Here is a 23,724-nt window from a genome sequence, read left to right as displayed (position 1 = left end):
CTTCGGTCGCCATGTGGGGTCACCCGGCCTTCGGAGTGGGGGTCGCGCGCGAGGTGTCGTGCGTGACGCCTAGCTCGTTGTCGATGAAGTCGAAGATCTGGTCGGCGGAGGCGGCCTCCAGCCGGTGGGCGGCGCTGTCCTCGTCCCCCGCGCCGGCGTTCGAGGTCTTCCACCGGGCGAGCAGCGCCTCGAGCCGGGTCGTGATCTCGCCCGCGTCGCCCTGGGGCAGCTGGGCGGCGATCGCGGTGAGGGCGCTCTCCATGCGGGTCAGGTCGTTCAGCAAGGTTCCGGTGGTGGGCGGCCCGCCGGGTGCCTGGGCGGCCGTCGCCACCTCGTCCGCGGATGCCTTGTCCTGGCCGGTGAGGCGCTCGCGGAGGTGACCGGCGATGGCCGCCGGGGTCGGGTGGCGGAAGACGAGGGCGGTGGGCAGGCGCAGGCCGGTGTCCTCCACCAGCCGGTTGCGCAGCTCGACGGAGGTCAGCGAGTCCAGGCCCAGTTGCTTGAAGGTGGCGTCTCCGCGCAGCGCGTCGGGGTCGGTGCGGCCCAGGACGGCGGCGGCGTGACCGCGTACGACGTCGACGAGCAGGCGGAGCTGCTCCGCGACGGACAGGGGGGCCAGCCGCCCCGCCCAGTCCGTCGGGGGCCTGCGGCCGGCGGCGGCGCGGCGGGTGGGGGTCTGCCTGGCCGCCAGGGCGCGCAGCGGGGCGGGCAGCGCGGCCTCGGCGGCCAGGGCGCGGGCGTTGAGGCGGGCCGCCAGGAGGGGCGTGCCGCCGTGCGCCCGTGCGGCGTCGAGGAGGGCGGGTATCCGGGCGAGGGTCGTCTGCCCGATGCCGGGGTTCGGTGCGGTGGGCGGCCCGTAGGAGAGGGTCACGGCCGTCGTGGCGGGGTGGGTGTGGTGGGCGAGGGCCTCGGCGAAGGCGTCGGCGCCGGCGGCGGCCGGCGAGTCGGGGATGCCGAGGGCCGACCGGGCCGGGATGAGGACGGCGAACAGGGCGAGCGGGAGGCCGGCGGTCGCGGCGTGCACGGCGGTCGCTGTCCTCGCCGCCCAGGTGTGGTCGAACGCGCCGTCGGGCCAGCTCGCACCAGTGGCGTGGACGACGCCGGTGAGCGGATGGTCCGCGCCGGTGGCGTCGACGGCCTCGGCGAGGGCGGCGGGGGCCGCGAGGCGCACGGTGGCGCCCAGGTTCCTCAGCCGGTCGGCCGACGCCGCCGGTTCGGCGCCCTCGGTGACGAGGAGCAGGTGCCTGGACTGTTCGGTGCGTACGAGGTGTTCCGCGAGGGCGGTGATCAGGGCGGGTTCCGATCCGGTGAGCAGCACGGTGCCGTCCGGGTCGAGTGCGGTCGGCTGGTCCGCGGTGGCCGTGGGCGCGGGCGCGAGGCGGGGTGCGAGGACGCGGCCCGCGCGCAGGGCGAGTTGGGGCTCGTCGGCGCCGAGGGCCGTGGCGACGGCCTGCGCCAGGGGCTCCGCGCCGCCGTCGGTCCCGGTGTCGACGAGGAGGAAGCGGCCGGGGTGCCGGGCCTGGGCGTCGCGGACCAGGCCCCAGACTCCGGCGGCCGTCGGGTCGGGGCGCTCTCCGTCGCCGGCGGCGACCGCACCGTGCGTGGTCAGCACCAGGCGGGAGGGTGCGAGGCGCGCGTCGCCGAGCCAGGCTTTGATCAGGGTGGCGGTGCGCTCGGCCACCGCCTCGGCGGCGCCGGCGGCGTCCACGGCGGCGAGGACCACGGGCGGCGCCGGTGTCCCGGCGTCGAGCGCGGCCCGCAGACCGTCCAGGTCCGGGTACGTCTCCCCCAGCGTCGCCCAAGCGACGCGGTCAGCCGTGTCCTCGGGCGTCGCCGTCGGCACCCAGCGCAGCGCGTACAGGTCCGAGGCGTCCGCCGCGAGGGCCCGCAGCTGCCGGGAGCCGGCGGCCACGAGCACCAGCTCCTCGCACCTGAGCACCTCGGCTCCCGTGGGGTCGCTGACGACGATCCGCCAGGTGCGGCCGGCCGCGTCGGCCTCCTCGCCCAGGGGAGAGAGCCGGACGCGTACGGATGCGGCCCCGGTGGCCCACAGGGACACTCCGGCCAGCGAGAACGGCATCCACACCTGGTCGCCCTCCGGCGGCCGTGCGCCGAGGAGCGCGGGTTGCAGGGCGGCGTCGAGGAGGGCCGGGTGGATGCCGAACCCGTCCCCGCCGGGCGCCTCCCGCGGCAGCACCGCCTCGGCGAACAGCTCCTCGCCCCGGCGCCACAGCGCACGCAGCCCCGTGAAGACCGGCCCGTAGCCGACGCCGGTCGCGGCGGCCCGCTCGTAGAAGTCACCGAGGTCGACGGGCGCGGCGCCGGACGGCGGCCACGCCGCCTCCGGGGCCGCCGGGGTCTCCTCGGCCTCCTGCGCCTTTGCGGCGAGCCGGCCGCTCGCGTGGCAGGTCCACGGCGCGCCACCCTCGGGGGCGGTGTCGTCGTCGGGGCGGGCGTAGAGGCGGACTTCGCGCTGCCCACCCCTCTCGTCGGCGTCGGATTCGGCAGGGCCGACGAGGACCTGCACCTGTACGCCCCCGTCCTCCGGCAGCACCAGCGGGGCCTCGAAGGTGAGGTCCTCGACCCCTGGGCACCCGGCCTCGTCGGCGGCGCGCAGCGCCCATTCCGCGAGGACCGAGGCGGGCACGACGGCGGTGCCGAAGAGGGTGTGCTGGGCGAGCCAGGGGTGGCCGTTCCTGCTGATGCGGCCGGTGAGCAACCGTGCGTCGCGGTCGGCGAGTTCGGCTGCCGCGCCGAGCAGCGGGTGCCCGGCCCCGGCCAGGCCGAGACCGGCGGCGTCCTGGGTGGGGGCGGGGGCGTCCAGCCAGTAGCGACGACGCTGGAAGGCGTACGTCGGCAGGTCCACGGCGGACGCGCCGGTGGCGGGGAACCAGCGCTCCCAGCGGACCGCGCACCCGGCGGCGAAGACCTGCCCCAGTGAGAGCGCCAGCCGGGACAGGCCGCCGTCCTCGCGCCGCAGGGTGGGGACGGTGACGGCGTCGGCCTCGGCCGCTTCGAAGGTCTCCTGCAGGCCCAGGGTGAGCACCGGGTGACTGCTGCACTCGACGAGGACCCGGTGGCCGTCGGCGAGGAGGGCGGCGACGGCGTCGGCGAAGCGGACGGGCCGGCGCAGATTGGTGACCCAGTAGTCGGTGTCGAGGCCCGCGGTGTCGACACGGTTCCCGGTCACCGAAGAGTAGAAGGCCACCGGGGACGAGACGGGGCGAATCCCGGCCAGAATGCCGGTGAGTTCGTCCGCGATGGCGTCGACCTGAGGGCTGTGCGAGGCGTAGTCCACGTCGATGACACGACCGCGCAGCCCGCGCGCCTCCGCCGCGGCGACCGCGGCCCTCACCTGGTCGGGTGGGCCGGAGACCACCGTGGAGGACGGTCCGTTGACGGCCGCGATCCCCACTCCGGGGAGTCCGCCGATGAGTTCGGCGGCCTGTTCCTGCCCCACGCCGAGGGAGGCCATGCCGCCTGATCCGGAGAGCTTCCGCAGCGCCTGGCTGCGCAGCGCCACGATCTTGGCGCCCTCCTCCAGCGTGAGCGCACCGGCCACGCAGGCCGCGGCGATCTCGCCCTGGGAGTGCCCGACCACCGCGGCGGGCCGCACGCCGTGGTGGTCCCACACGGCGGCGAGCGAGACCATGACCGCCCACAGCGCGGGCTGGACGACCTCGACCCGGGACAGTTCGCTCCCGTCCCCGCGCAGGACGCCGGTCAGCGACCAGTCGACATAAGGGGAGAGAGCCTCCTCGCACTCGGCGATGCGCGCCGCGAACACCTCGTACTGGTCGAGGAGTTCGGCTCCCATGCCCGCCCATTGCGAGCCCTGTCCGGGAAAGACGAGGACCGGTCCGGGCCCCATGGCGCCGGCGGCCCCGGACACCACGGCCGGCGACGCCTCGCCGGAGGCCAGCGCCGCCAGCCCGGCGAGCAACTCCGCACGGTCCCGGCCCACGACCACGGCCCGGTGCTCGAACACGGCACGCGTGGTGGCCAGCGACCGTGCCACCTCGGCCACGGATACGCCTTCAGCCGCGCTCACCGGGGCCGCAGTCACACCGCCGGCCGCGAACTCGGCCAAGTGGCGCGCCTGTTCGCGCAGTGCCGGTCCGGTGCGAGCGGAGACCACCCACGGCAGCACCGAACGCTCCGCCGGTGCGCGCACCGCCGCCTCCGGCTCACCGGCCTCCTCCAGGATCAGGTGGGCGTTGGTCCCGGAGATGCCGAAGGAGGACACGGCCGCCCGGCGCGGACGCCGGCCACGCGCCCACGCGACCGGCTCGGTGAGCAGCCGTACCGTGCCCGCCGACCAGTCGACGTGGTCGCTCGGCCGCTCGACGTGCAGGGTGGCGGGCAGCCGCTCGTGCCGAAGCGCCATCACCATCTTGATCACACCGGCGACACCGGCCGCCGCCTGGGTGTGGCCGATGTTCGACTTCACCGAGCCCAGCCACAAGGGCTCGGCCCCGGCTCGCTCCCGGCCGTACGTGGCGATCAGGGCCTGCGCCTCGATCGGATCGCCGAGTGTCGTTCCCGTGCCGTGCGCCTCGACCGCGTCCACGTCGGCGGGGCTCAGCCGGGCGTCGGCGAGCGCGGCACGGATGACGCGCTGCTGGGAGGGGCCGTTGGGCGCGGTGAGCCCGTTGCTCGCGCCGTCCTGGTTGACCGCCGAACCGCGCAGCAGGGCGAGGACCGTGTGCCCCTTGCTCCGCGCCACCGACAGCCGTTCGAGGAGGACCAGGCCCACGCCCTCGCCCCAGCCGGTGCCGTCGGCGCCGTCCGCGAACGGCTTGCACCGGCCGTCGGGGGCGAGGCCCCGCTGCCGCGAGAACTCCGTGAACATGCCCGGCGTGGCCAGGACGGTGGCGCCTCCGGCCAGGGCCAGCTCGCACTCGCCGCGCCGCAGTGCCTGCGCCGCCAGGTGGAGGGTGACCAGCGACGAGGAGCAGGCGGTGTCCACCGTCAGGGCGGGGCCCTCCAGGCCGAAGCTGAACGAGATGCGGCCCGAGGCCACACTGGGGGTGCTGCCGGTGAGCAGATAGCCGTCGGTGGACCGGGAGGGCTCGTGCAGGCGGGGCCCGTAGTCCAGTCCCGTCATGCCGACGAAGACGCCGGTGGGGCTGCCCTTGAGCGCGTGCGGGTCCAGGCCGGCCCGCTCGAACGCCTCCCAGGCGCACTCGAGGAGCAGCCGCTGCTGGGGATCGACGGCCAGCGCCTCACGCGGGCTGATGTCGAAGAAGCCGGCGTCGAAGTCGGCGGCGTCGTAGAGGAATCCGCCTCGGCGGGTGTGGCTGGTGCCCGTCCGGGCGGCGTCGGGGTGGAAGAGCCGCTCCAGGTCCCAGCCCCGGTCGGTGGGGAAGTCCCCGGTGGCGTCGCCGCCTTCGGCGACGAGGCGCCAGAGGGCCTCCGGCGAGCGCGAGCCGCCCGGGTAGCGGCAGCTCATGGCCACGATGGCGACGGGGTCGTCGTCCGCGTCGACGGCGGCGTGGGCGGGCGCGGAGGCCGCCGGGCCCGGTGCGTCGTCGACCTGCGCGAGCAGGTGCCCGGCGACGGCGAGCGGCGTCGGGTGGTCGAAGGTGAGCGTGGCGGGCAGCGCCAGACCGGTCACCGTGCCGAGCCGCTCGCTCAGCTCCGCGGCTGCCATCGAGTCGAAGCCCAGCTGCTTGAAGGTCCGGCCCGCCTCGACGCCACCGGACGCGGCACCGAGTACGACGGCGACCTGCTCGGCGACCAGGCCGAGCACGGCGCGCTCCCGCTCGGCGGCGGAGAGCCCGGCGATCCGTCCGGCGAGCCCCGGCCGCTCCTCCTCCGCCGTGGAGCGGGCGGCCTCGTCGCCGCCGCCGGCAGCCCGTTCCGCGACCGGCGAGTCCGGCCAGTGGCGCTCGCGTTGAAAGGCGTACGTGGGCAGAGTCACCCGGCCGGCCGCGGCCGGGGCGCACACGGCGCCGAAGTCGACGTCGGCGCCGCGCACATGCGCCTGGGCGAGCGCCGTCATCAGCGTGAGCGCCTCGTCACGCCCCCGACGGCAGACCGCCACCGCGGCGGGCCGCGGGCGGCTCCGGTCCGTCGGAGCGGGACCGGCAGCGGAACCGGCAGCGGAAGCGGAAGCGGAAGCGGGGAAGCATTCCCGGGCCATCGCGGACAGCGGCGCGTCCGGGCCGAGTTCCACGAAGGTGGACACGCCCCGGTCGCACAGGTGGCGCACGCCGGGCAGGAACCGCACGGCCTCGCGCGCGTGCCGCGCCCAGTACTCCGGGTCGGCCAGTTCGTCCCGGGTGACCGGCCCGCCGGTGACGTTGGAGATGACGGGGACGAGCGGCGTACGGAAGGTCAGCCGCGAGGCGACGGCGCGCAGTTCGTCCAGCACGGGGTCCATGTGCGGCGAGTGGAAGGCGTGGCTGACCTTCAGGCGGCCGGCCTTGCGGCCCCGGTCGCGCCAGTCGGCCGTCAGCCGGTCGACGATGTCGCTGTCGCCCGAGACCACCACCGACGAGGGGCCGTTGACGGCCGCGACGGTGACCCGGTCCTCGTGCCCGGCGAGCATCTCGGCCGCCTCGTCGGCGCTCGCCTGCCACGCGGCCATCGCGCCGGACGCCCGCACCGCCTGCATGAGACGGCCTCGCGCGCACACCAGCGCGCCGGCGTCCGCCAGCGACAGCGCCCCGGCCGCGTGCACGGCGGTGATCTCGCCGACCGAGTGGCCGAGCAGGTACGCGGGCCGCAGTCCGAAGGAGGACACGAGGCGGTACAGGCTCGTCTCGATCGCGAAGAGCGCGGGCTGGGTGTAGGCGGTCCGGTCGAGGAGCGCCCGGCACTCGGCGCCGTCGCCGAGGACGACCTCGCGCAGGGGGCGGTCCAGATGGGTGTCGAGCACCGCGAACGCCTCGTCGAGCGCCTCGGCGAAGACGGGGAACGCGGCGTACAGCTCCCGGCCCATGCCGGGGCGTTGCGCCCCCTGCCCGCTGAAGAGGAAGGCCAGTCCGCCGCCGTGGTCCGCCTCACCGCGCACCACGGAGGCGCTGTCCGCCCCCGCGGCCAGCGTGTCGAGGGAGCCGAGCAGCTCGCCGCCGTCCCGGCCGAGCAGGACCGCGCGATGGGCCAGCGGTGTCCTGGCGGTGGCGAGGGCGAGCCCGACCGCCGCGGCGTCCACGCCGGACGCGTCCGCGGTCGGCGCGAGGTGGTCCTTCAGGCGCCCGGCCTGTGCCCGCAGCGCCGCGGCGGTGTGGGCGCTGACCAGCCACGGCACGGGCACCGCACCCACCGCCCGGTCCTCCGACGCGGGGGCGGCATCGGCGGGCGTGGGCGCGGCGGCCAGGACCACGTGGCTGTTCGTGCCGCCCATCCCGAAGGAGGACACCCCCGCGATCAGCGGCTCCTCGGGGCGCGGCCACTCGCCCAGCTCCCGCTGGACGGCGAGCCCCAGCTCGGCCAGGGGGACGGCGGGATGGGGGCGGGCGAAGTGCAGGCTGGGCGGCAGCTGCCGCCAGTGGATGCTCAGGGCCGTCTTGAGCAGCCCGACGATCCCGGCGGCGGCCTCGAGGTGGCCCACGTTGGTCTTGGCGGAGCCGACCGCCAGGGCCGCCTCGCGCTCCGCGTCCTGCCCCAGCGCGGCGCCGAGCGCGGCGGCCTCGACCGGGTCCCCGACCGGCGTGCCGGTGCCGTGCAGCTCGACGTACTGGACCTGGTCCGGCGAGACCTCCGCCCGCCGGCACGCGAGGCGCACCACGTCGCGCTGTGCCTGCGCGCTCGGCTGGGTCAGACCGTCGGTCGCGCCGTCGCTGTTGACCGCGCTGCCCCGGATCACGCAGTACACGGTGTCGCCGTCACGTCGCGCCGCGGCGAGCGGTTTGAGCACCACCAGGCCGCCGCCCTCGCCGCGGACGAAGCCGTCGGCGCGCGCGTCGAAGGTGCGGCAGCGCCCGCCTGCCGAGAGGCCGCCGAAGCGGGCGGCGGCCAGCTCCGTGGTCTCCGCGGAGCAGATGAGGTTGACCCCGCCCGCGAAGGCCAGCTCGCTCTCGCCGCGGCCGATGCTCTCGCAGGCCAGGTGCACGGCCACCAGCGAGGAGGACTGCGCGGTGTCGACGGTCAGGCTCGGCCCCGCCAAGTGGTACGTGTACGAGAGGCGGTTGGCCAGGATGCTGCGGTGCACGCCCGTCATGGCGTGCCGGGTGACGCCCCGGTCCGGCTGGCGGCGCAGCACCCGCGTGTAGTCGTCCCAGAGCGCGCCGACGAAGACGCCGGTGCGGGTGCCGGCCAGCGCGGGCGGCCGGATCCCGGCGTCCTCGAGGGCCTCCCAGCTCAGCTCCAGGAGCAGCCGCTGCTGCGGGTCCATCGTCACGGCCTCGCGCGGGCTGATGTGGAAGAAGGCCGCGTCGAAGCCGTCGATCCGGTCCAGGTAGCCGCCCGGTCCCGCAAGGCCCGAGTCCGCCCGCCGGTGCGGGGGCGGAGCGTCGCCGACCGCGTCCCGTCCCTCGCTCAGCAGCCGCCAGAAGGCGGCCGGATCCGGCGCCTGGGGAAGGCGGCAGGCCATACCGACGACGGCGATCGGCTCGGGGCCGGCGGGTACGTCGGCCTGGCTGCCACAGAACATCAACGGCGCTCCCGGTCCGAAATCGGAGATCGCTTCGCGTACCGGGCTCATCGTGGGCGGGGTCTCTAAAGGAAATCCAAACCACGTCTTGCCGCCTGCCGCTTTAGCCCGGCATTAAGGTCCGCGGCCAGCATCGGCCGTCGGGACGGAGCGGAGCACGGCGGAGCCGGACACGGTGGAGCGGAACAGCGGAACAAGGGAGGGCCATGGACAAGGGCTCGGCACAGGTGCCGCGGACGACCGGAGCCGGGGTGTGGCTGCGCCGGTACCACGACACGGAGGGGGCACCGGTCCGCCTGGTGTGCTTCCCGTTCGCGGGCGGCTCGGCGAGCTACTTCTTCGGTCTCTCCCGGCTGCTCGCGCCCGACATCGAGGTCCTGGCCGTGCAGTATCCCGGGCGGCAGGACCGCCACACCGAGCCGTGCCTGGAGTCGGTGGCGGCGCTCGCCGACGGGGTCGCGGCCCGGCTGCCCGCCGACGGCAAGCCGTTCGCCCTGTTCGGGCACAGCCTGGGCGCCATCGTGGCCTTCGAGGTGGCGCGCCGGCTGCGGGACGCGGGCGGTCCCGGCCTGCCGGAGCGGCTCTTCGCCTCCGGGGGCCTCGCCCGGCCCTACCGGCCGTCCGGTACGGCGGTGCTCGGCGACGCGGACATCCTGGCGCACCTGCGGGAGATGGGCGGCACCGATGAGAGGTTCTTCACCAGCCCTGAGCTGCAGGAACTCATCCTGCCCGCGCTGCGGGCCGACTACCGGGCCGTGGCGGCCTACGAGCCGCCGGGTCCCGAGCGCCTCACCTGTCCGGTCAGCGCGCTGATCGGGGACGCGGACGACAGGACCACCCCCGAGCAGGCGGCCACCTGGCAGGAGCGCACCAGCGCCGCCTTCGATCTGCATGTGCTGCCCGGCGGTCACTTCTATCTCGACGACTGCCAGGAGGAGGTGGCGGACATCGTCGCCGCCGCCCTGCGGGCGAGCCGCCCGGCCACGGCAGCCGGCTGAGCGGACGGAGGCCGCCTCCCCCGCCGAACCCCGCGCGCCCTGCGGGGGATGTGAAGGGCGCGCGGGGCGCCGTACGCACGTGGCGGACAGTGGACCGCCGCGTACGACGTTCTGGCGGGACCGGGCACACCGCACCCTCGGGGCGCGGTGGAGCGCCCGGTCAGGGCCGCAGGTTCTCCAGGCAGCGCAGCGCCTCGTCCAGGGCGGTGGCGAAGTCCATGTCCGGATCGTTCGCCCACTCCAGCGAGACCTGCAGCATCACGCCGAACACGGCCCCGGTGTAGGCCCGTACCGACGCGTCGCTCGGACTGCGCCCGGCGCGCTTGGCCACCTCCTCGGACATGACCTGCATGGTCCTGCTGATGCTGCCGAGGCTCGCCCCCCAGAGCTCCGGCTCGGAGAGTATGAGCACCCACCGCTCGCGCTGCAGGGCCAGCTCCTGGGAGGAGATGTCCTTGAGCATCGAGCTGATCGTCTCGCGCTCGGCCTGGATCGGGGTCAGGTCGGGCGACTGGGCCTGGAACAACTTGGCGAAGGGCAGGTCGTAGTCGGTGGAGAAGACCAGGTCCTGCTTGGTCGCGAAGTAGCGGAAGACCGTGCTGGGCGCCACCTCGGCGGCCTCGGCGACCTGTTCGACGGTCGTGGCCGAGTAGCCCTGCTCCCGGAACAGCCGCACCGCCTCCCGCTGGATCGCGGCCTTGGTCCTGGCCTTCTTGCGTTCTCTCAGGCCAGGCATCGGTTCGGCCCGGTCAGACTGCGTCTGCGGCTTCATGGTGCGATTCTGCGGGTTCGGGGGCACTCTGACCAACATGGCGCGGCAGCCACACCACGGCGAGCAGGACGCCGACCAGTCCCAGTGCGCCGGAGACCACCAGGACGACGTCGAGGCCGTGGACGAACGCGGACTTCACCGATTCGGCCAGCGACGGGGACTTCACGGCCCTGGCCACGCCCAGACCGCCGAAGACCGAGTCCTTGACCGCGTCCTGCGCCTTGTCGGGCAACCCCTCGAGCTCCAGCCTGCCGCGGTATCCCGAGTTGAGGATGGCACCGAGGATGGCGGCGCCGAAGCTGCCGCCCAGCGTACGGATCGACTGGTTGACGGCGGAGCCCACGCCGGCGCTCTCCGTGGACAGCGCGCCGAGGGCCGCGTCCATGGCGGTCGGCAGCGCGAGGCCGAGGCCGAGGCCGTAGGCCGCCGTCCAGGCCGCGGCGAGACCGGTACCGCTTCCGGTGTCCGTGGTGGCACCGTAGAACAGGGCGGCGGCGAGCAGCGCGAAGCCGATGCCGACCGCGGTCTTCGGCCCGACGGCCTTGGCCATCCTGGGCGCGGCCGACACGCCCACGAGCAGACCGCCGACCATCGGCAGGAGCCGGAAGCCGCTGCCCATCGCGTCGGTGCCGAGGACCGCCTGGTAGTACTGCGGCATCGTGAACAGCACGCCGAACATGGTGAAGTTGATGACCGTGCCGAGCATGGTGCCGGAGGTGAACCGGGCCGACCTGAACAGCGAGAGGTCGACCAGCGGCTCGGCCGCCCGCTTCTCCCAGAGCACGAACACCACCACGGCGAGCAGGCCGCCGAGCAGCGGTGCCAGCGCGGTGATGTCGCCCCAGCCCTTCTCGCCGCCCTGGATGACGCCGTACGTCATCGCGGCCAGGCCCACGCTGGAGAAGACCAGGCCCCCCACGTCGAACCGCTTGGCCTCGCTGGCCTTCGACTCCGGGAGCCAGGCCGACACCGCCAGGAAGGCGATGATCACCACTGGCACGTTGATCAGGAACACCGACCCCCACCAGAAGTGGTTGAGGAGGTAGCCGCCCAGGATCGGGCCCAGCGGATAGGCGAGCATCGCCGCGCCCGCCACCGCGCCGATCGCCTTGGGGCGCTCCTCGTCGGAGAACATCACCGGCAGCAGCGACAGCGTGGTCGGCATGATCAGCGCGGCGCCCAGGCCGAGCACCGCGCGCGCGCCGATGAACGCGCCCGAGGACGTGGAGTAGGCGCAGGCCAGCGAGCTGATGCCGAAGATCACCAGCGCGGCCAGGAGCACCTTCTTGCGCCCGAACCGGTCGCCGAGCATGCCGGCGGGGATCATGCCGGCCGCGAACACCAAGGTGTACGAGGTGACGAACCACTGCAACTGGACGTTGTTCGCGTCCAGGTCGTCGGCCATCGCCGGCAGCGCCAGGCTCAGGATCGTCACGTCGAAGCCGACGACCAGGGACGCGAGCACGAGCGCTCCGACGGCCCACCATCTGCGAGCACCCAATTCTGCTGACACGAGAGTCCACCTCCTAACGGGAGTCTCACTTTAAGTCGGAGGCTACTCTCTTTTTCTTCGGTCGACTACACCCTCGGGCACCAGTAGGGGTGCGGCTAGGGGTGCCGGACACCGGCGTCAGGGGATCTTGAGGGGGTCGGGAAGGGTTGTGGCGCCCGGCGGCGCGCCGTGACGCTTGCGGCATGACGAAGAGCGCGGCGGCCCACACGACGGCCAAGAAGCCCCCGACGGTGAACAAGACCGTCGCTCCGGAACCCCACCGGATCGGCGACTACTACGACCACAAGGTCTTCGACCTGATGACCCAGCTCGGGGACGGAAACCTGCACTACGGCTACTGGTTCGACGGCGGCGACCAGGACGCCACCTTCGAGCAGGCCATGATCCAGATGACCGACGAGATGATCCGCCGCCTCGACCCGGGCCCCGGCGACCGCGTCCTCGACATCGGCTGCGGCAACGGCACCCCGGCCCTGCAGCTGGCCCGCGCCCGCGACGTCGAGGTGGTCGGCATCTCCGTCAGCGCCCGCCAGGTCGAGCGCGGCAACCGGCGGGCGGGCGAGGCGGGCCTCGCCGACCGGGTCCGCTTCCAGCAGGTCGACGCCATGGACCTGCCGTTCGAGGACGGCTCCTTCGACCACTGCTGGGCGCTGGAGTCCATGCTCCACATGCCCGACAAGCAGCAGGTGCTCTCCCAGGCGCTCCGCGTGGTGAAGCCCGGCGCGCGGATGCCGATCGCCGACATGGTCTACCTCAACCCCGACCCCGGCAAGCCGCGCACGGCCACCGTCAGCGACACCACCATCTACGCCTCGCTGACCGACATCGGCGACTACCCCGGCATCTTCCGTGCGGCCGGCTGGACGGTCCTCGAACTGACCGACATCACCGCGGAGACCGCCAAGACCTACGACGGCTACGTCGAGTGGATCCGCGCCCACCGCGAGGAGTACGTCGACATCATCGGCGTAGAGGGATACGAGCTCTTCCTGCACAATCAGGCGGCCCTCGGCAAGATGCCCGAACTCGGCTACATCTTCGCCACCGCGCAGCGCCCCTGACCGCTGTGAGGAACCTCCGCATCCCCGTGTCGGGGACCGTCTCCCTCAACGTCCGCCACCGGCCCGCGCAAGGACCGCGGGCCACCGGCCGCCCGTTCGTGCTGCTGCACGGCATGCTCTCCAACGCCCGGATGTGGGACGAGACCGCCGACCGGCTGGCCGCGGCCGGACACCCGGTGTACGCCGTCGACCAGCGCGGGCACGGCGACTCGGACACGCCTTCGGACGGATACGAGAACGCGGCCGTCGTCGGCGACCTGGTGACCCTGGCCGCCGCCCTGGAGCTGGAGGACGCCCTGTGGGCGGGGCACTCGTGGGGCGCGCACCTCGCGCTGCGCCTGGCCGCCGAGCACCCCGCGCTGGTGGCCGGCCTCGCCCTGGTCGACGGCGGCTGGTACGAGTTCGACGGGCCGGTGATGCGCGCCTTCTGGGAGCGCACCGCCGACGTGGTCCGGCGCGCGCAGGAGGGCACCACCAGCGCCGCCGACATGCGCGCCTACCTCGAGGCCACGCACCCCGACTGGTCGGCCGGCGCCGTGGAGGCCCGCCTGGCCGACTACCATGTCAGCGCCGAGGGGCTCCTCACGCCCCGCATCACCGCGACCCAGGTCATGTCCATCGTCGACAGCCTGCTGCTCGAGTCCCCCGGCGACTGGCTGCCCAAGATCGACGTGCCGGTCGTGCTCCTGCCCGTCGTCCCGGCCATGCCCCAGCTCGCCGACCAGGTACGCGCCTGGGTGGCGTCGACCGAGGCGGCCCTGGCCCGGGTCCGCGTGCACTGGTATCCCGGCTCCGACCACGACCTGCACGCCAGCGCCCCCGCCGAGGTCGCCGCCGACCTCCTCCGACTGGCCCGCGACACGCCCTGAGCCGGACACCCGGTCCGCCTGCCCGACACCCCATGTGCAGGAGCAGCATGCCCCGTTCCGACGCTCCGCCCCTCGCCACCGCCCGCTCAGGCCGGTGGGCCGCCGCCCTGGCCCTGGCCCTGATCGCCCTGTTCGCGGGCACGGTCCCCGCCGACGCCGACGCGCACCCGGCTTACGCGGCTGCGCACCGGCCCGACGCGCCGGCGTGCACCACCTACCGCCTTCCGGTGCGCCTGTCCGACCCGGGCCCGGCCGACCAGGTCCTGCGGGGTCGCCTGTGCTACCCGTCGGGCCACCGCCCGGACACCGTCCAGCTCCTCGTGCCCGGCTCCACGTACAACCACCTCTACTGGGACTTCCCCGCCGCGGGCGCGGAGTCCTCCTACGTACGGGCCGCCGTCGCCGCCGGCTACGCCACCTTCGACGTCGACCCGATCGGCACCGGCGCCAGCTCCCACCCGCCGAGCGCGCGGGCCACCGTGCCCGCCACCGCGACCGCCCTGCACGACGCCGTCACCGCGCTGCGCACCGGCGGCCTCGACGCCCACGCCTTCTCCCGGGTCGTCTGGGTCGGGCACTCCCTGGGCTCCATCCACGCCTGGTACGAGATCCCGCGCTACCACGACATCGACGCCGCCGTCCTCACCGGCGCCCTGCACTACCTCAACCCGGCCGCGCCCGACCCCACTTACCCGGCGGTCCAGGACCCGAAGTTCGCCGGCTCGGGCCTCGACGCCGGCTATCGCACCACCCGGCCCGGCACCCGCGGCGACGCCTTCTACCATCCCGCCACCGCCGACCCGGCCGTGATCGCCGCCGACGAGGCCGCGAAGGACGCCACCCCGCTGCCCGCGAGCCCGCCCGCGCCCACGCCCCTCGACTTCGCCGTTCCCACCCTGGTCGTGCTCGGCGCCCAAGACCGCAGCTTCTGCCAGGGGGCCACCGCCTTCGACTGCGCGCGGCCCGGCACCGTCGCCGCCTTCGAGTCGAAGTACTACACCGTCGGGACCCCGCTCACCGCCCTCACCGTCCCGGACACCGGCCACGTCCTGTCCCTCTCCACCACCGCGCCCGGCACCCACGCCGCCATGCTGCGGTGGGTCCGCACGGTCGCCGCGCCCGGCCCGCAAGGCGCGAGTTAGCGCCGCTTAAGGCACCGCGGAGACCCTGGCAGCGGCAGCGCACGGGTCACGTCTGCCCGCCCACCCCGCTTGAGGCCGCACGCGCGAGAAGGAAGGCTGGCCATTCCTGTGGCGAACGAAGAGAAGCTCGTCGAGTACCTCAAGTGGACCACCGCGGAGCTGCACCGGACCCAGCAGCGGCTGCGCGACCTCGAGGCCGCCCAGCACGAGCCGATCGCCGTCGTGTCCATGGCCTGCCGCCTGCCCGGGGACACGCGCACCCCGGAAGACCTGTGGGAACTGGTCGCCACGGGGCGCGACACCGTCACCGGCTTCCCCGACGACCGCGCCTGGGACGTCCCCGCGGACGCGCCGTACGCCCCACTCGGCGGCTTCCTGCGGGACGCGGCCGGATTCGACGCCGGCTTCTTCGACATCAGCCCCACCGAGGCCGTGGCCACCGAGCCGCTGCAGCGCCTGATGCTGCAGCTGGCCTGGGAGACCGCCGAGCGCGGCCACATCGCCCCGCACACCCTGCGCTCCACGCTCACCGGCGTGTACGTCGGCGCCACCGGGCACGACTACGCCACCCGTCTGGAGTCCGCGCCGGACGAGCTGCTTCCCTACCTGGGCGGCGGCACCTCGGGCAGCCTCGTCTCCGGCCGCATCGCCTACGCCCTCGGCCTCGAGGGACCGGCCATCACCGTGGACACGGCCTGCTCGTCCTCCCTGGTCGCCGTCCACCTGGCCTGCCAGGCGCTGCGCCGGCGCGAATGCCGTCTCGCGCTCGCGGGCGGCGGCACCGTCATGTCGACCCCGCACACCTTCCACGCCTTCGCCCACCAGAAGTCGCTGGCCGCCGACGGCCGCTGCAAGCCCTTCGCCGCAGCCGCCGACGGGATGGGCCTCGCGGAGGGCGCCGGGCTCGTCCTGCTGGAGCGCCTCGGCGACGCCCGGGAGAACGGCCATCCCGTGCTCGCCGTGATCCGCGGCTCCGCCGTGAACCAGGACGGTGCCGCCTACGGCCTGGCCGCGCCCAACGGCCCCTCGCAGCAGCACGTCATCCGCGCGGCCCTCGCCGACGCCCGGCTCGCCCCCGAACAGGTCGACGCGGTCGAGGCCCACGGCACGGGCACCCCCATCGGCGACGCCATCGAGGTCCAGGCCCTGCTCGCCACGTACGGCGCCCAGCGTCCCGCGGGCCGGCCCCTGTGGCTCGGCTCCGTGAAGTCCAACACCGGCCACACGCAGGGCGCCGCCGGTACCGCCGCGCTGATCAAGATGGTGCAGGCGTTCCGGCACGACACCCTGCCGCCCACCCTCCACGTCGACCGGCCCACCCGCCTCGCCGCCTGGAAGGACGGAGCGGTCCGGCTCCTGACCGAGGCGGTGGACTGGCCGCGCGGGGACGAGCCCCGGCGCGTCGGCGTCTCCGCCTTCGCCACCTCGGGCACCAACGCGCACCTCATCCTCGAGGAGCCCCCGGCACCGGAGGGTGCGGCCACCGACACACCGGCGCACCGCGAGCAACCGCACAGCGGCGCACCGCGCCTGACCACCACCGGGCCGCCCGCGCCGGACCGCCTCGTGGCCTGGGTGCTGTCCGCCCGCCACCCCCGAGCCCTCCAGGAGCAGGCGCACGCCCTCGCCGCCAGGCTGGCCGCCGCGGACCCCGCACCCACCCCGTCCGAGGTGGCGTACTCGCTGGCCGCCACCCGCACGCCCCTCGACCACCGTGCCGTCCTCACCGGTACCGCGCTGCCCGAACTCCTCGCCGCCACCCGCGCCCTCGCCGCCGGAGAGGACCACCCGGACGTCACCCGGAGCATCCCCGACGCCACGCCGAGCCGGCTCGCCTGGCACTTCACCGCCGGGCACCGCACCACACCGCCCACCGGAGACGACCCGGCCGGCAGCGCCCCAGGCGCCGCCCTCCACGCCCACGTCCCGGCCTTCGCCGCCGCCCTCGACGAGGCCCGCGCCCTCCTCGACACGCACCTCGGCGAGCCCCTGCCGCCCGACACCCTCGACGCCGACCGCACGGAGCCGCTGCTCTTCGCCGCGCAGGCCGCGCTCGCCCGCCTCCTGCTCGACGCCGGGGTCCGCCCGCACACGCTGACCGGGGACGGTGTGGGCCACATCGCCGCCGCGTACGCCGCCGGTGTCCTCACCCTGGACGACGCCTGTCTCCTGGCCGCCGCCCACGCCGACGCGCCGCGGCCCCGTACGCCGGAGGGCTACCAAGTCGCCCTGGACCGGATCACGTTCCGTCCCCCCGCCCACACACTGGTCTCCACGGCCCCGCCGGACACCCCCGTCGCGGGCGCCGCCTACTGGCACCACCACCTCGACCTCGCCGCACCGGCCCCCGGCCCCGCCGCCCAAGCGCTGACCATTCCGACCGACACACCCTCGGCGCGCGCCCTGTTGGGGATGCTCACCCGGCTGCACACCACGGGCACGACCGTCGACTGGGTCCCTCTCCTGCGACCGGACGGCCCCGGCCCCCGCACGATCGACCTCCCGACCTACCCCTTCCAGTCCACGCGCTACTGGCTGCACGACCACACCTCCCAGGCCACCGCCTGACCCGTTCAACACCGCACTCACACAGGAGCATTCATGACCGGCACGCCCGACACCCCCGACCAGAGCGCCACCGACCTGGAGGCCCGGCTCGCCGCCGCCACCCCCGAGGAGCGGGGCCGCCTCCTCACCGACACCATCCGCACCCAGGCCGGCACCCTCCTGAACACCACCCTCGCCGACGACTCCAACTTCCTCGACAACGGACTCAACTCCCTCACCGCCCTCGAACTCACCAAGACCCTCATGACGCTGACCGGCATGGAGATCCCCATGGTCGCCATCGTCGAGAACCCCTCCCCCGAGCAGCTCGCCCAGCACCTCAACCAGGAGTTCGCGGCCACCGGCGCCTGAGCGGACCTCGTCGTGCGACGGGTGATCACCTGTTGGGGTGACTCCGTCCCTCCGCGGCAGCCTGCCGCACGACGTGTCGGGGATCGTCGTGCCATGACCGAAGTGCGGAGCCCGCGGGGCACGACCCAGCGGCACGAGACGATGACCGAGAGCGCGGTGCGCCTGAGGCGGGAGATCCGCCGGGCCCGCAAACAGGGCCGGGCCGCCGTCGCGCGGCGGCAGGGCGACCGGCTGGCGGACCTGGTCGCCCACGCCCGCGCGGCCTCGCCGTACTACCGGGAGCTCTACCGCGGGCTGCCCGACCGGGTGTCGGATCCGACGCTGCTGCCGGTCACGGACAAGCAGAAGCTGATGGAGCGCTTCGACGACTGGGCCACCGACCGTGCCGTCACCCTGGCGAAGGTGCGCGCGTTCACCGAGGACCCCGGCCTCATCGGGCGGCGGTTCCTCGGCCGGTACCTGGTCGCCACCACCTCGGGCACGAGCGGACGGCGCGGCCTGTTCGTCCTCGACGACCGCTGCATGACCGTGGGTTCCGCCGTCTCCTCCCGTGCGCTCGCCTCCTGGCTCGGCCCCCTCGGCGTCGTCCGGGCCGCCCTCCGCGGTGGCCGCTTCGCCCAACTCGTCGCCACCGAGGGACACTACGTCGGCTTCGCCGGCTACTCCCGGCTGATGCACGGGGGCGGCGGTCGCGCCAGGCTGCTGCGGGCGTTCTCGGTGCACGAGCCGATGGACCGGCTGGTCGCCGGACTCGACGCCTATCGCCCGGCCTTCGTCGTCGGCTACGCCAGCACGATCATGCTGCTCGCGGCGGAGCGGGAGGCCGGTCGCCTGCACATCGACCCGGTGTTGATCCAGCCCGCGGGCGAGACGATGACCCCCGGTGACATCCGCCGCGTCGCGAACGCCTTCGGCACCAGGGTGCGCACGATGTACAGCGCGACCGAGTGCACCTACCTCAGCCACAGCTGCGCCCAGGGCTGGTACCACGTCAACGACGACTGGGCCGTCCTCGAACCGGTCGACGCCGACCATCGGCCCACCCCTGCGGGGGAGTACTCGCACACGGTCCTGGTCAGCAACCTGGCCAACCGCGTGCAGCCGTTCCTGCGCTACGACCTCGGCGACAGCGTCATGCTCAGGCCCGACCCCTGCCCCTGCGGCACCCCCTCCCCCGCCGTCCGCGTGCAGGGCCGGGCCGGTGACGTCCTCACCTTCCCCACGGGCCGCGGTGACGACGTCAGCCTCGCCCCACTGGCCTTCAGCACCCTGTTCGACCGCATGCCCGACGTCGAGCTCTTCCAGATCGAGCAGACGGCTCCGGCGACGCTGCGCGTGCGCGTCGTCGGGAGCCGCGGCGCCGACGCGGAACGCGTGTGGCAGCGGGCCCACGAGGGGCTGACCCGGCTGCTCGCCGACAACAAGCTGGACGACGTGGTCGTCGAGCGGGGCGAGGAGCCACCGGTGCAGGCGGCCGGCGGCAAGTACCGGACGGTGATCCCGCTCGCCGCCTGACCGGACCCCTTTGGGTCGCGCAAAGCGCCGGTTTAGGCGGTCCGGCCAGCATGCGGGTCACGGGCGGCGCGGAGCGAGGGGGCAGGGGCATGGCCAACGGCAGCACGTGCACCGGGTTCGGCACGGCGGTGGAGGGCAACGCCCGCTACAAGCAGCTCATCGCCGCCGGCACGACGGGCCGCTCGGTCGCCTTCGACCTGCCGACCCGGCTGGGTCACGACTCCGACGCGCCGGTCGCGTGCGGCGAGGTCGGCAGGGCGGGCGTCGCCGTCGACTCCCTCGACGACATGCGGGTGCTGTTCGGCGGCATCCCGCTGGACCGGATCTCGACGTCGATGGCGGTCGACGCCCCCGCGGCTCTGCTCCTCCTCATGTACCAACTGGTCGGCGAGGAACAGGGCGTGGCGGCCGACCGGCTCACCGGCACGATCCGGAACGACGTGCTGAAGGAGTACCTCGCCCGCGGCACCTGCATCTTCCCGCCCGGGCCCGCCCTGCGCCTGATCGCGGACGTCTTCGCGTACTGCGCGGCCGAGATCCCGAGGTGGAACACCATCTCGATCTCGGGCCACCCCACGACCGGAGCGGGTGCGTCCCCCGCGCAGGAGATCGCGTTCACGCTGGCGGACGGCATCGAGTACGTCCGCACCGCCGTGGCGGCCGGCATGGACGTCGACGACCTCGCGCCGCGCCTGTCCTTCTGCTTCGTGGCGCGGACGACGGTCCTCGAAGAGGAGGCCGTGCACCGTGCGGCCCGGCGGATCTGGTCCGGGGTGATGCGCGAGGAGTTCGGCGCCAGGGACCCGGAGTCGCTGGCCCTGCGCACCCGGCGGCCACCGTCGGCCCCGTCGCCGGGTCCCGCGCCGTTCGCCGTCGAGCGGACGACCGACGACGTGGCGGCCGGCGCCCGCGAGCTCATGGACCGGATCGAGGAGCTGGGCGGCGCGGTCAAGGCGATCGAGCGCGGCTTCCAGAAGTCCGAGATCGAGCGCTCGGCCCGCCGCTTCACGCAGCAGACCGACTCCGGCGTACGGGTCGTGGCTGAAGGAGAGGTGCCTTACGAGCCGTTCCGCGTCGGCCCCGTCATCGAGGCCCGGCAGGCCGAACGGCTGGCGAAGCTGCGCGCCTGGCGCTGCGACGCCCGGGTGGCGGCGTCGCTGGGGCAGCTGCGGAAGACGGCCGAGGGCGACGACAACGTCCTGTACCCGATGAAGGACGCCCTCGCCGCCGGGGCGACCGTCGGGGAGGTCTGCGACACGCTGCGCGGCGTGTGGGGCGCGTACCTCCCCGGCGACGCGTGCTGACGCCGGTCACTCAGGCCCGGTCGAACCCCCTTTCCCGCTCGACGTCCGTGACCTGCCTGCGGTGTTCGGCGGTCTCGGCCTCGGCCGCGACGGCGTAGTGGCGCACCACCTCGGCTCCGAGCGCGCTCGTCGCGAGGTCGTCGCCGTCGAAGTACGCCAGCGCCTCGGCGAGGTCGCGCCGGACGCGGGGCGCCTCCCGGTCGGCGTAGGCGTCGCCCCGGCAGGGGTCGGGCGGCGTCAGCTTCTCGGTCAGGCCGTGCACGATCGCGGCGAGCGAGGCGGCGACCGCGAGGTAGGGGTTGGCGTCGGCACCGGGCAGGCGGATCTCCAGATGCGTGCCGTCGCCGTGGCCGGTGACGCGTACGGCGCAGCCGCGGTTGTCGAAGCCCCAGTTCAGGAACTGGGGCGCGAACGAGTGCGCCGTCGCGTACCGCTTGTACGAGTTGGGGTTGGGCGCGTACAGCGGGGCCAGGTGCGGCAGCGCGGAGAGCAGCCCGGCGATGCTGTGCCGCAGGGTCTCGGGCAGTTCCTCGCCCGAGGACGCGGCGAAGACGGGTGCGTCGTCCTGCCAGAGGGACAGGTGCAGGTGCAGCCCGCTGCCCACACCGGTGAACGGCGCGGCCATGAACGTCGCCGTCAGGCCCCGGCGTCCGGCCTGGTGCCGCACGGTCTGCTTGTAGACGGTGTAGTCGTCGCAGGCCCGGAGCGCCGGACCGTAGGGGAACGTGATCTCGACCTGCCCCGCGGCGCCCTCCGTCTTCGTCGCCTCGACCGGCACGCCCGCCTCGGGGAGGGCGTCCTCCAGGTTCCGCAGGAAGTCCTCCAGGGCCGGCGGATGGTCGAGGGCGTAGTCGAGGTTGTGCCGCGCCACGGGCTCCTGGCCGTCGCAGAGCACGAACTCGTTCTCCAGACCCACGCGTACCTCGAAGCCGAGTTCCGCCAGCCGGTCGAGCTGCGTGCGGAGCATCCGGCGCGGAGCGACCTCCAGCACGGTCCCGTCGGGCTGGACGGCGTCGCAGTGCACGAGCGCGACGCCGGGCATGTGCGGCAGGACGCGCAGCGTGTCCAGGTCGGCGACCATGCCGAGGTCCTGGAAGCCCCGGTCCCAGCCCGTGAGGTCGAAGCCGTCGAGGGGGTCCATGCCCACGTTGGTGGCCAGGACGTAGGCACAGACCTCCGACACGTTGTGCCCGTCCGCGATCCGGTCGAGGAAGCCCTGGGCGGCGAGCCGCTTGCCCTTGAGCCGGCCCATCATGTCCGGGACGCACACCATGACGGTGGTGACGTCCCCGCGGGCCACCGCCGCGCGGAGGTCGGCGCCGGAGAGGAGTCCGGCGAGCGGGGGCCGCTCGTCGTCCTGGCCGGTGTGCCGGCCGCCCATCAGACCACGTCCTTCGTCAGGGAGGCGTGCGTGGCGCTGTTGCCCAGGACCGGGATGCGGTAGTTGCGGCGGCCCTGGGTGATCCACAGGATCCAGGCCAGCAACAGCACGGCGACCAGGGCGACGCCCGCGTAGTTGAACGACGAGACGGATATCGGGGAGACCTGCGGCAGGCAGAACAGGACCGTGACGAAGGCGACCCAGACCACGGCCGTCCAGCCGATGGGCTTGCCCCACCGGCCGAGGTTCCACGGTCCGGGCTGGAAGGAGTCCCCGGCGCGCAGCCGCAGGTAGACGGGGATGGCGTAGGCGGGGGTGATGCCGATGACGTTGATCGCCGTCACCGCCGCGTACGCGGTCGGCGAGTACAGCGACGGTGCGGCCAGCAGGCACGCGACCCCCACCGAGAGCCACACCGCGGCGACCGGCGTCCTGGTGCGCGTGCTGACGCGCCGCCAGGTGCGCGCGAACGGGACGGCCCCGTCGCGGGAGAACGCGAACACCATGCGGGAGGCAGCGGCGGTCTCGGCGTTGCCGCAGAACAGCTGGGCCACGATGACGATCAGCAGCAGGCCCTTGGCGCCGGACAGGCCGACGACGTCGAGGAAGATCTGCGCCGGGGGCACTCCGGTGGCGCTGTTCTGGGTGCCCGCGTAGTCCTGGATGGAGAAGGTGAGCCCCGCGAGCAGGACGAACCCGGCGATCCAGGAGACCCAGATCGAGCGGACGATGCCCCGGGGCGCCGATATCTGGGCCTGGGTGGTCTCCTCGGAGAGGTGGGAGGAGGCGTCGTATCCGCAGAAGGTGTACTGCGCGAGCAGCAGTCCGAGCGCGGTCACGTACAGGCCGTTGGTCAGGCCGGTGTCGTTGTTGAACGTGGTGAACACGAAGTCGGCGCTCTGGTGGTCGGACGGGTCGAGGAACAGGACGCCGACGATGACCGCGACGCCGATGAGGTGCCACCACACCGAGATGGAGTTGAGGACGCTGACGAACCGGACGCCGGCCACGTTCAGCAGGGCGTGCAGCAGCAGGATCGCGACGAAGATCATCATGGTCTTCTCCGGTGTCGGCGAGAAGCCCCACTGGAGGTTGGCGAACGCGCCCACGAACGTCGCGGCGCCGTAGTCGATGCCCGCGATCGCGCCGAGCAGCCCGAGGAGGTTGAGCCAGCCGGTCACCCAGGCCCAGCGAGGCCCGCCGAGCCGGTGCGCCATGTAGTACAGGCCGCCGGAGGTGGGGAAGGCGGAGGTGACCTCGGCCAGCGACATGCCGAGCAGCAGGACCATCAGGCCGACACCGACCCAGCCCCACATGATCACGGCCGGGCCGCCGGTGTTCAGGCCGAAGCCGTAGAGCGTCATGCATCCGGACAGGATGCTGATCACGGAGAAGGAGATCGCGAAGTTGCCGAACGGGCCCATGCGGCGCGCCAGTACGGTCTGGTAGCCGAGTCCGGCCAGGACAGCGTCGTCGTCGGCCAGCCGGTGGGCGGCACTTCTCGGAGACACCAGGAATCCTCTGGATCGAAGGGGTGGGAGACAGGGGTGGTGCTGGAAGGGTGGGTGGTGCTGGGGTGCTGGAAGGGTGGGTGGTGCTGGAGATGGTGCTGGAAGGGTGGGTGGTGCTGGGGTGCGGGACGTGGCGGTCC

Annotated in this window: 12 protein-coding genes and 1 pseudogene; 8 read left to right on the top strand and 5 right to left on the bottom strand. The window is 74.1% G+C overall.

Annotation, left to right across the window (positions count from 1 at the left end; translation table 11 throughout):
* Positions 1 to 19 precede the first annotated feature (19 nt).
* Entirely contained in the window at positions 20 to 8,599 is an 8,580-nt protein-coding gene (locus tag ACGFZL_RS18675; protein WP_393692940.1) for a beta-ketoacyl synthase N-terminal-like domain-containing protein, read from the bottom strand.
* A gap of 206 nt (positions 8,600 to 8,805) precedes the next feature.
* Between ACGFZL_RS18675 and ACGFZL_RS18670 the strand changes: the two genes are divergently transcribed.
* Positions 8,806 to 9,597 (top strand): thioesterase II family protein, encoded by a 792-nt coding sequence (locus tag ACGFZL_RS18670; RefSeq protein WP_393692938.1) that lies wholly within the window; start codon positions 8,806 to 8,808, stop codon positions 9,595 to 9,597.
* 160 nt (positions 9,598 to 9,757) lie between these two features.
* On the opposite strand, the gene ACGFZL_RS18665 is transcribed toward ACGFZL_RS18670, so the two are convergent.
* Positions 9,758 to 10,369, bottom strand: coding sequence for a TetR/AcrR family transcriptional regulator (locus tag ACGFZL_RS18665; protein WP_393692936.1), 612 nt, complete (start codon positions 10,367 to 10,369; stop codon positions 9,758 to 9,760).
* Entirely contained in the window at positions 10,347 to 11,834 is a 1,488-nt protein-coding gene (locus tag ACGFZL_RS18660) for a DHA2 family efflux MFS transporter permease subunit (RefSeq protein WP_355176205.1), read from the bottom strand. Before ACGFZL_RS18660 ends, ACGFZL_RS18665 begins: the two co-directional genes overlap by 23 nt.
* A gap of 230 nt (positions 11,835 to 12,064) precedes the next feature.
* On the opposite strand from ACGFZL_RS18660, the gene ACGFZL_RS18655 reads away from it, so the two are divergent.
* The 7 genes and pseudogenes from ACGFZL_RS18655 to ACGFZL_RS18625 all read left to right on the top strand — a co-directional run bounded on the left by ACGFZL_RS18655 (position 12,065) and on the right by ACGFZL_RS18625 (position 20,692).
* The gene (locus tag ACGFZL_RS18655; protein ID WP_355176204.1) at positions 12,065 to 12,943 is read left to right on the top strand and encodes a methyltransferase domain-containing protein; all 879 of its coding nucleotides are present in this window, start codon (positions 12,065 to 12,067) and stop codon (positions 12,941 to 12,943) included.
* Positions 12,944 to 12,969: 26 nt separating this feature from the next.
* The gene (locus ACGFZL_RS18650; RefSeq protein WP_355176203.1) at positions 12,970 to 13,812 is read left to right on the top strand and encodes an alpha/beta hydrolase; all 843 of its coding nucleotides are present in this window, start codon (positions 12,970 to 12,972) and stop codon (positions 13,810 to 13,812) included.
* 47 nt (positions 13,813 to 13,859) lie between these two features.
* Positions 13,860 to 14,954 carry an alpha/beta hydrolase gene (locus ACGFZL_RS18645; protein ID WP_393692933.1) on the top strand — a complete coding sequence of 365 codons (1,095 nt, stop codon included), beginning with the start codon at positions 13,860 to 13,862 and terminating at the stop codon, positions 14,952 to 14,954.
* A 108-nt stretch (positions 14,955 to 15,062) separates the two neighbouring features.
* Positions 15,063 to 17,522: pseudogene (locus ACGFZL_RS18640) on the top strand (type I polyketide synthase); the annotation flags it as partial.
* Between the two features lie 33 nt (positions 17,523 to 17,555).
* Positions 17,556 to 17,873, top strand: coding sequence for an acyl carrier protein (locus ACGFZL_RS18635; RefSeq protein ID WP_393692929.1), 318 nt, complete (start codon positions 17,556 to 17,558; stop codon positions 17,871 to 17,873).
* Positions 17,874 to 17,966: 93 nt separating this feature from the next.
* Positions 17,967 to 19,388, top strand: coding sequence for a phenylacetate--CoA ligase family protein (locus ACGFZL_RS18630; RefSeq protein WP_393692927.1), 1,422 nt, complete (start codon positions 17,967 to 17,969; stop codon positions 19,386 to 19,388).
* Positions 19,389 to 19,477: 89 nt separating this feature from the next.
* Complete coding sequence (locus ACGFZL_RS18625; protein WP_393692925.1) at positions 19,478 to 20,692, top strand: methylmalonyl-CoA mutase family protein; 1,215 nt, start codon at positions 19,478 to 19,480, stop codon at positions 20,690 to 20,692.
* A 10-nt stretch (positions 20,693 to 20,702) separates the two neighbouring features.
* On the opposite strand, the gene ACGFZL_RS18620 is transcribed toward ACGFZL_RS18625, so the two are convergent.
* Positions 20,703 to 22,073, bottom strand: coding sequence for a glutamine synthetase family protein (locus ACGFZL_RS18620; RefSeq protein ID WP_393692923.1), 1,371 nt, complete (start codon positions 22,071 to 22,073; stop codon positions 20,703 to 20,705).
* Positions 22,073 to 23,584: an amino acid permease gene (locus tag ACGFZL_RS18615; protein ID WP_393692921.1), complete on the bottom strand. Its 1,512-nt coding sequence runs from the start codon at positions 23,582 to 23,584 to the stop codon at positions 22,073 to 22,075. The genes ACGFZL_RS18620 and ACGFZL_RS18615 overlap by 1 nt, the downstream gene beginning before the upstream one ends.
* Positions 23,585 to 23,724 lie beyond the last annotated feature (140 nt).

The organism is Streptomyces sp. NPDC048182, assembly GCF_043202555.1.
Lineage (GTDB): Bacteria > Actinomycetota > Actinomycetes > Streptomycetales > Streptomycetaceae > Streptomyces.
The sequence above is the reverse complement of the archived record's forward strand: the minus strand, read 5'-3'. Positions and strand labels throughout refer to the sequence as shown.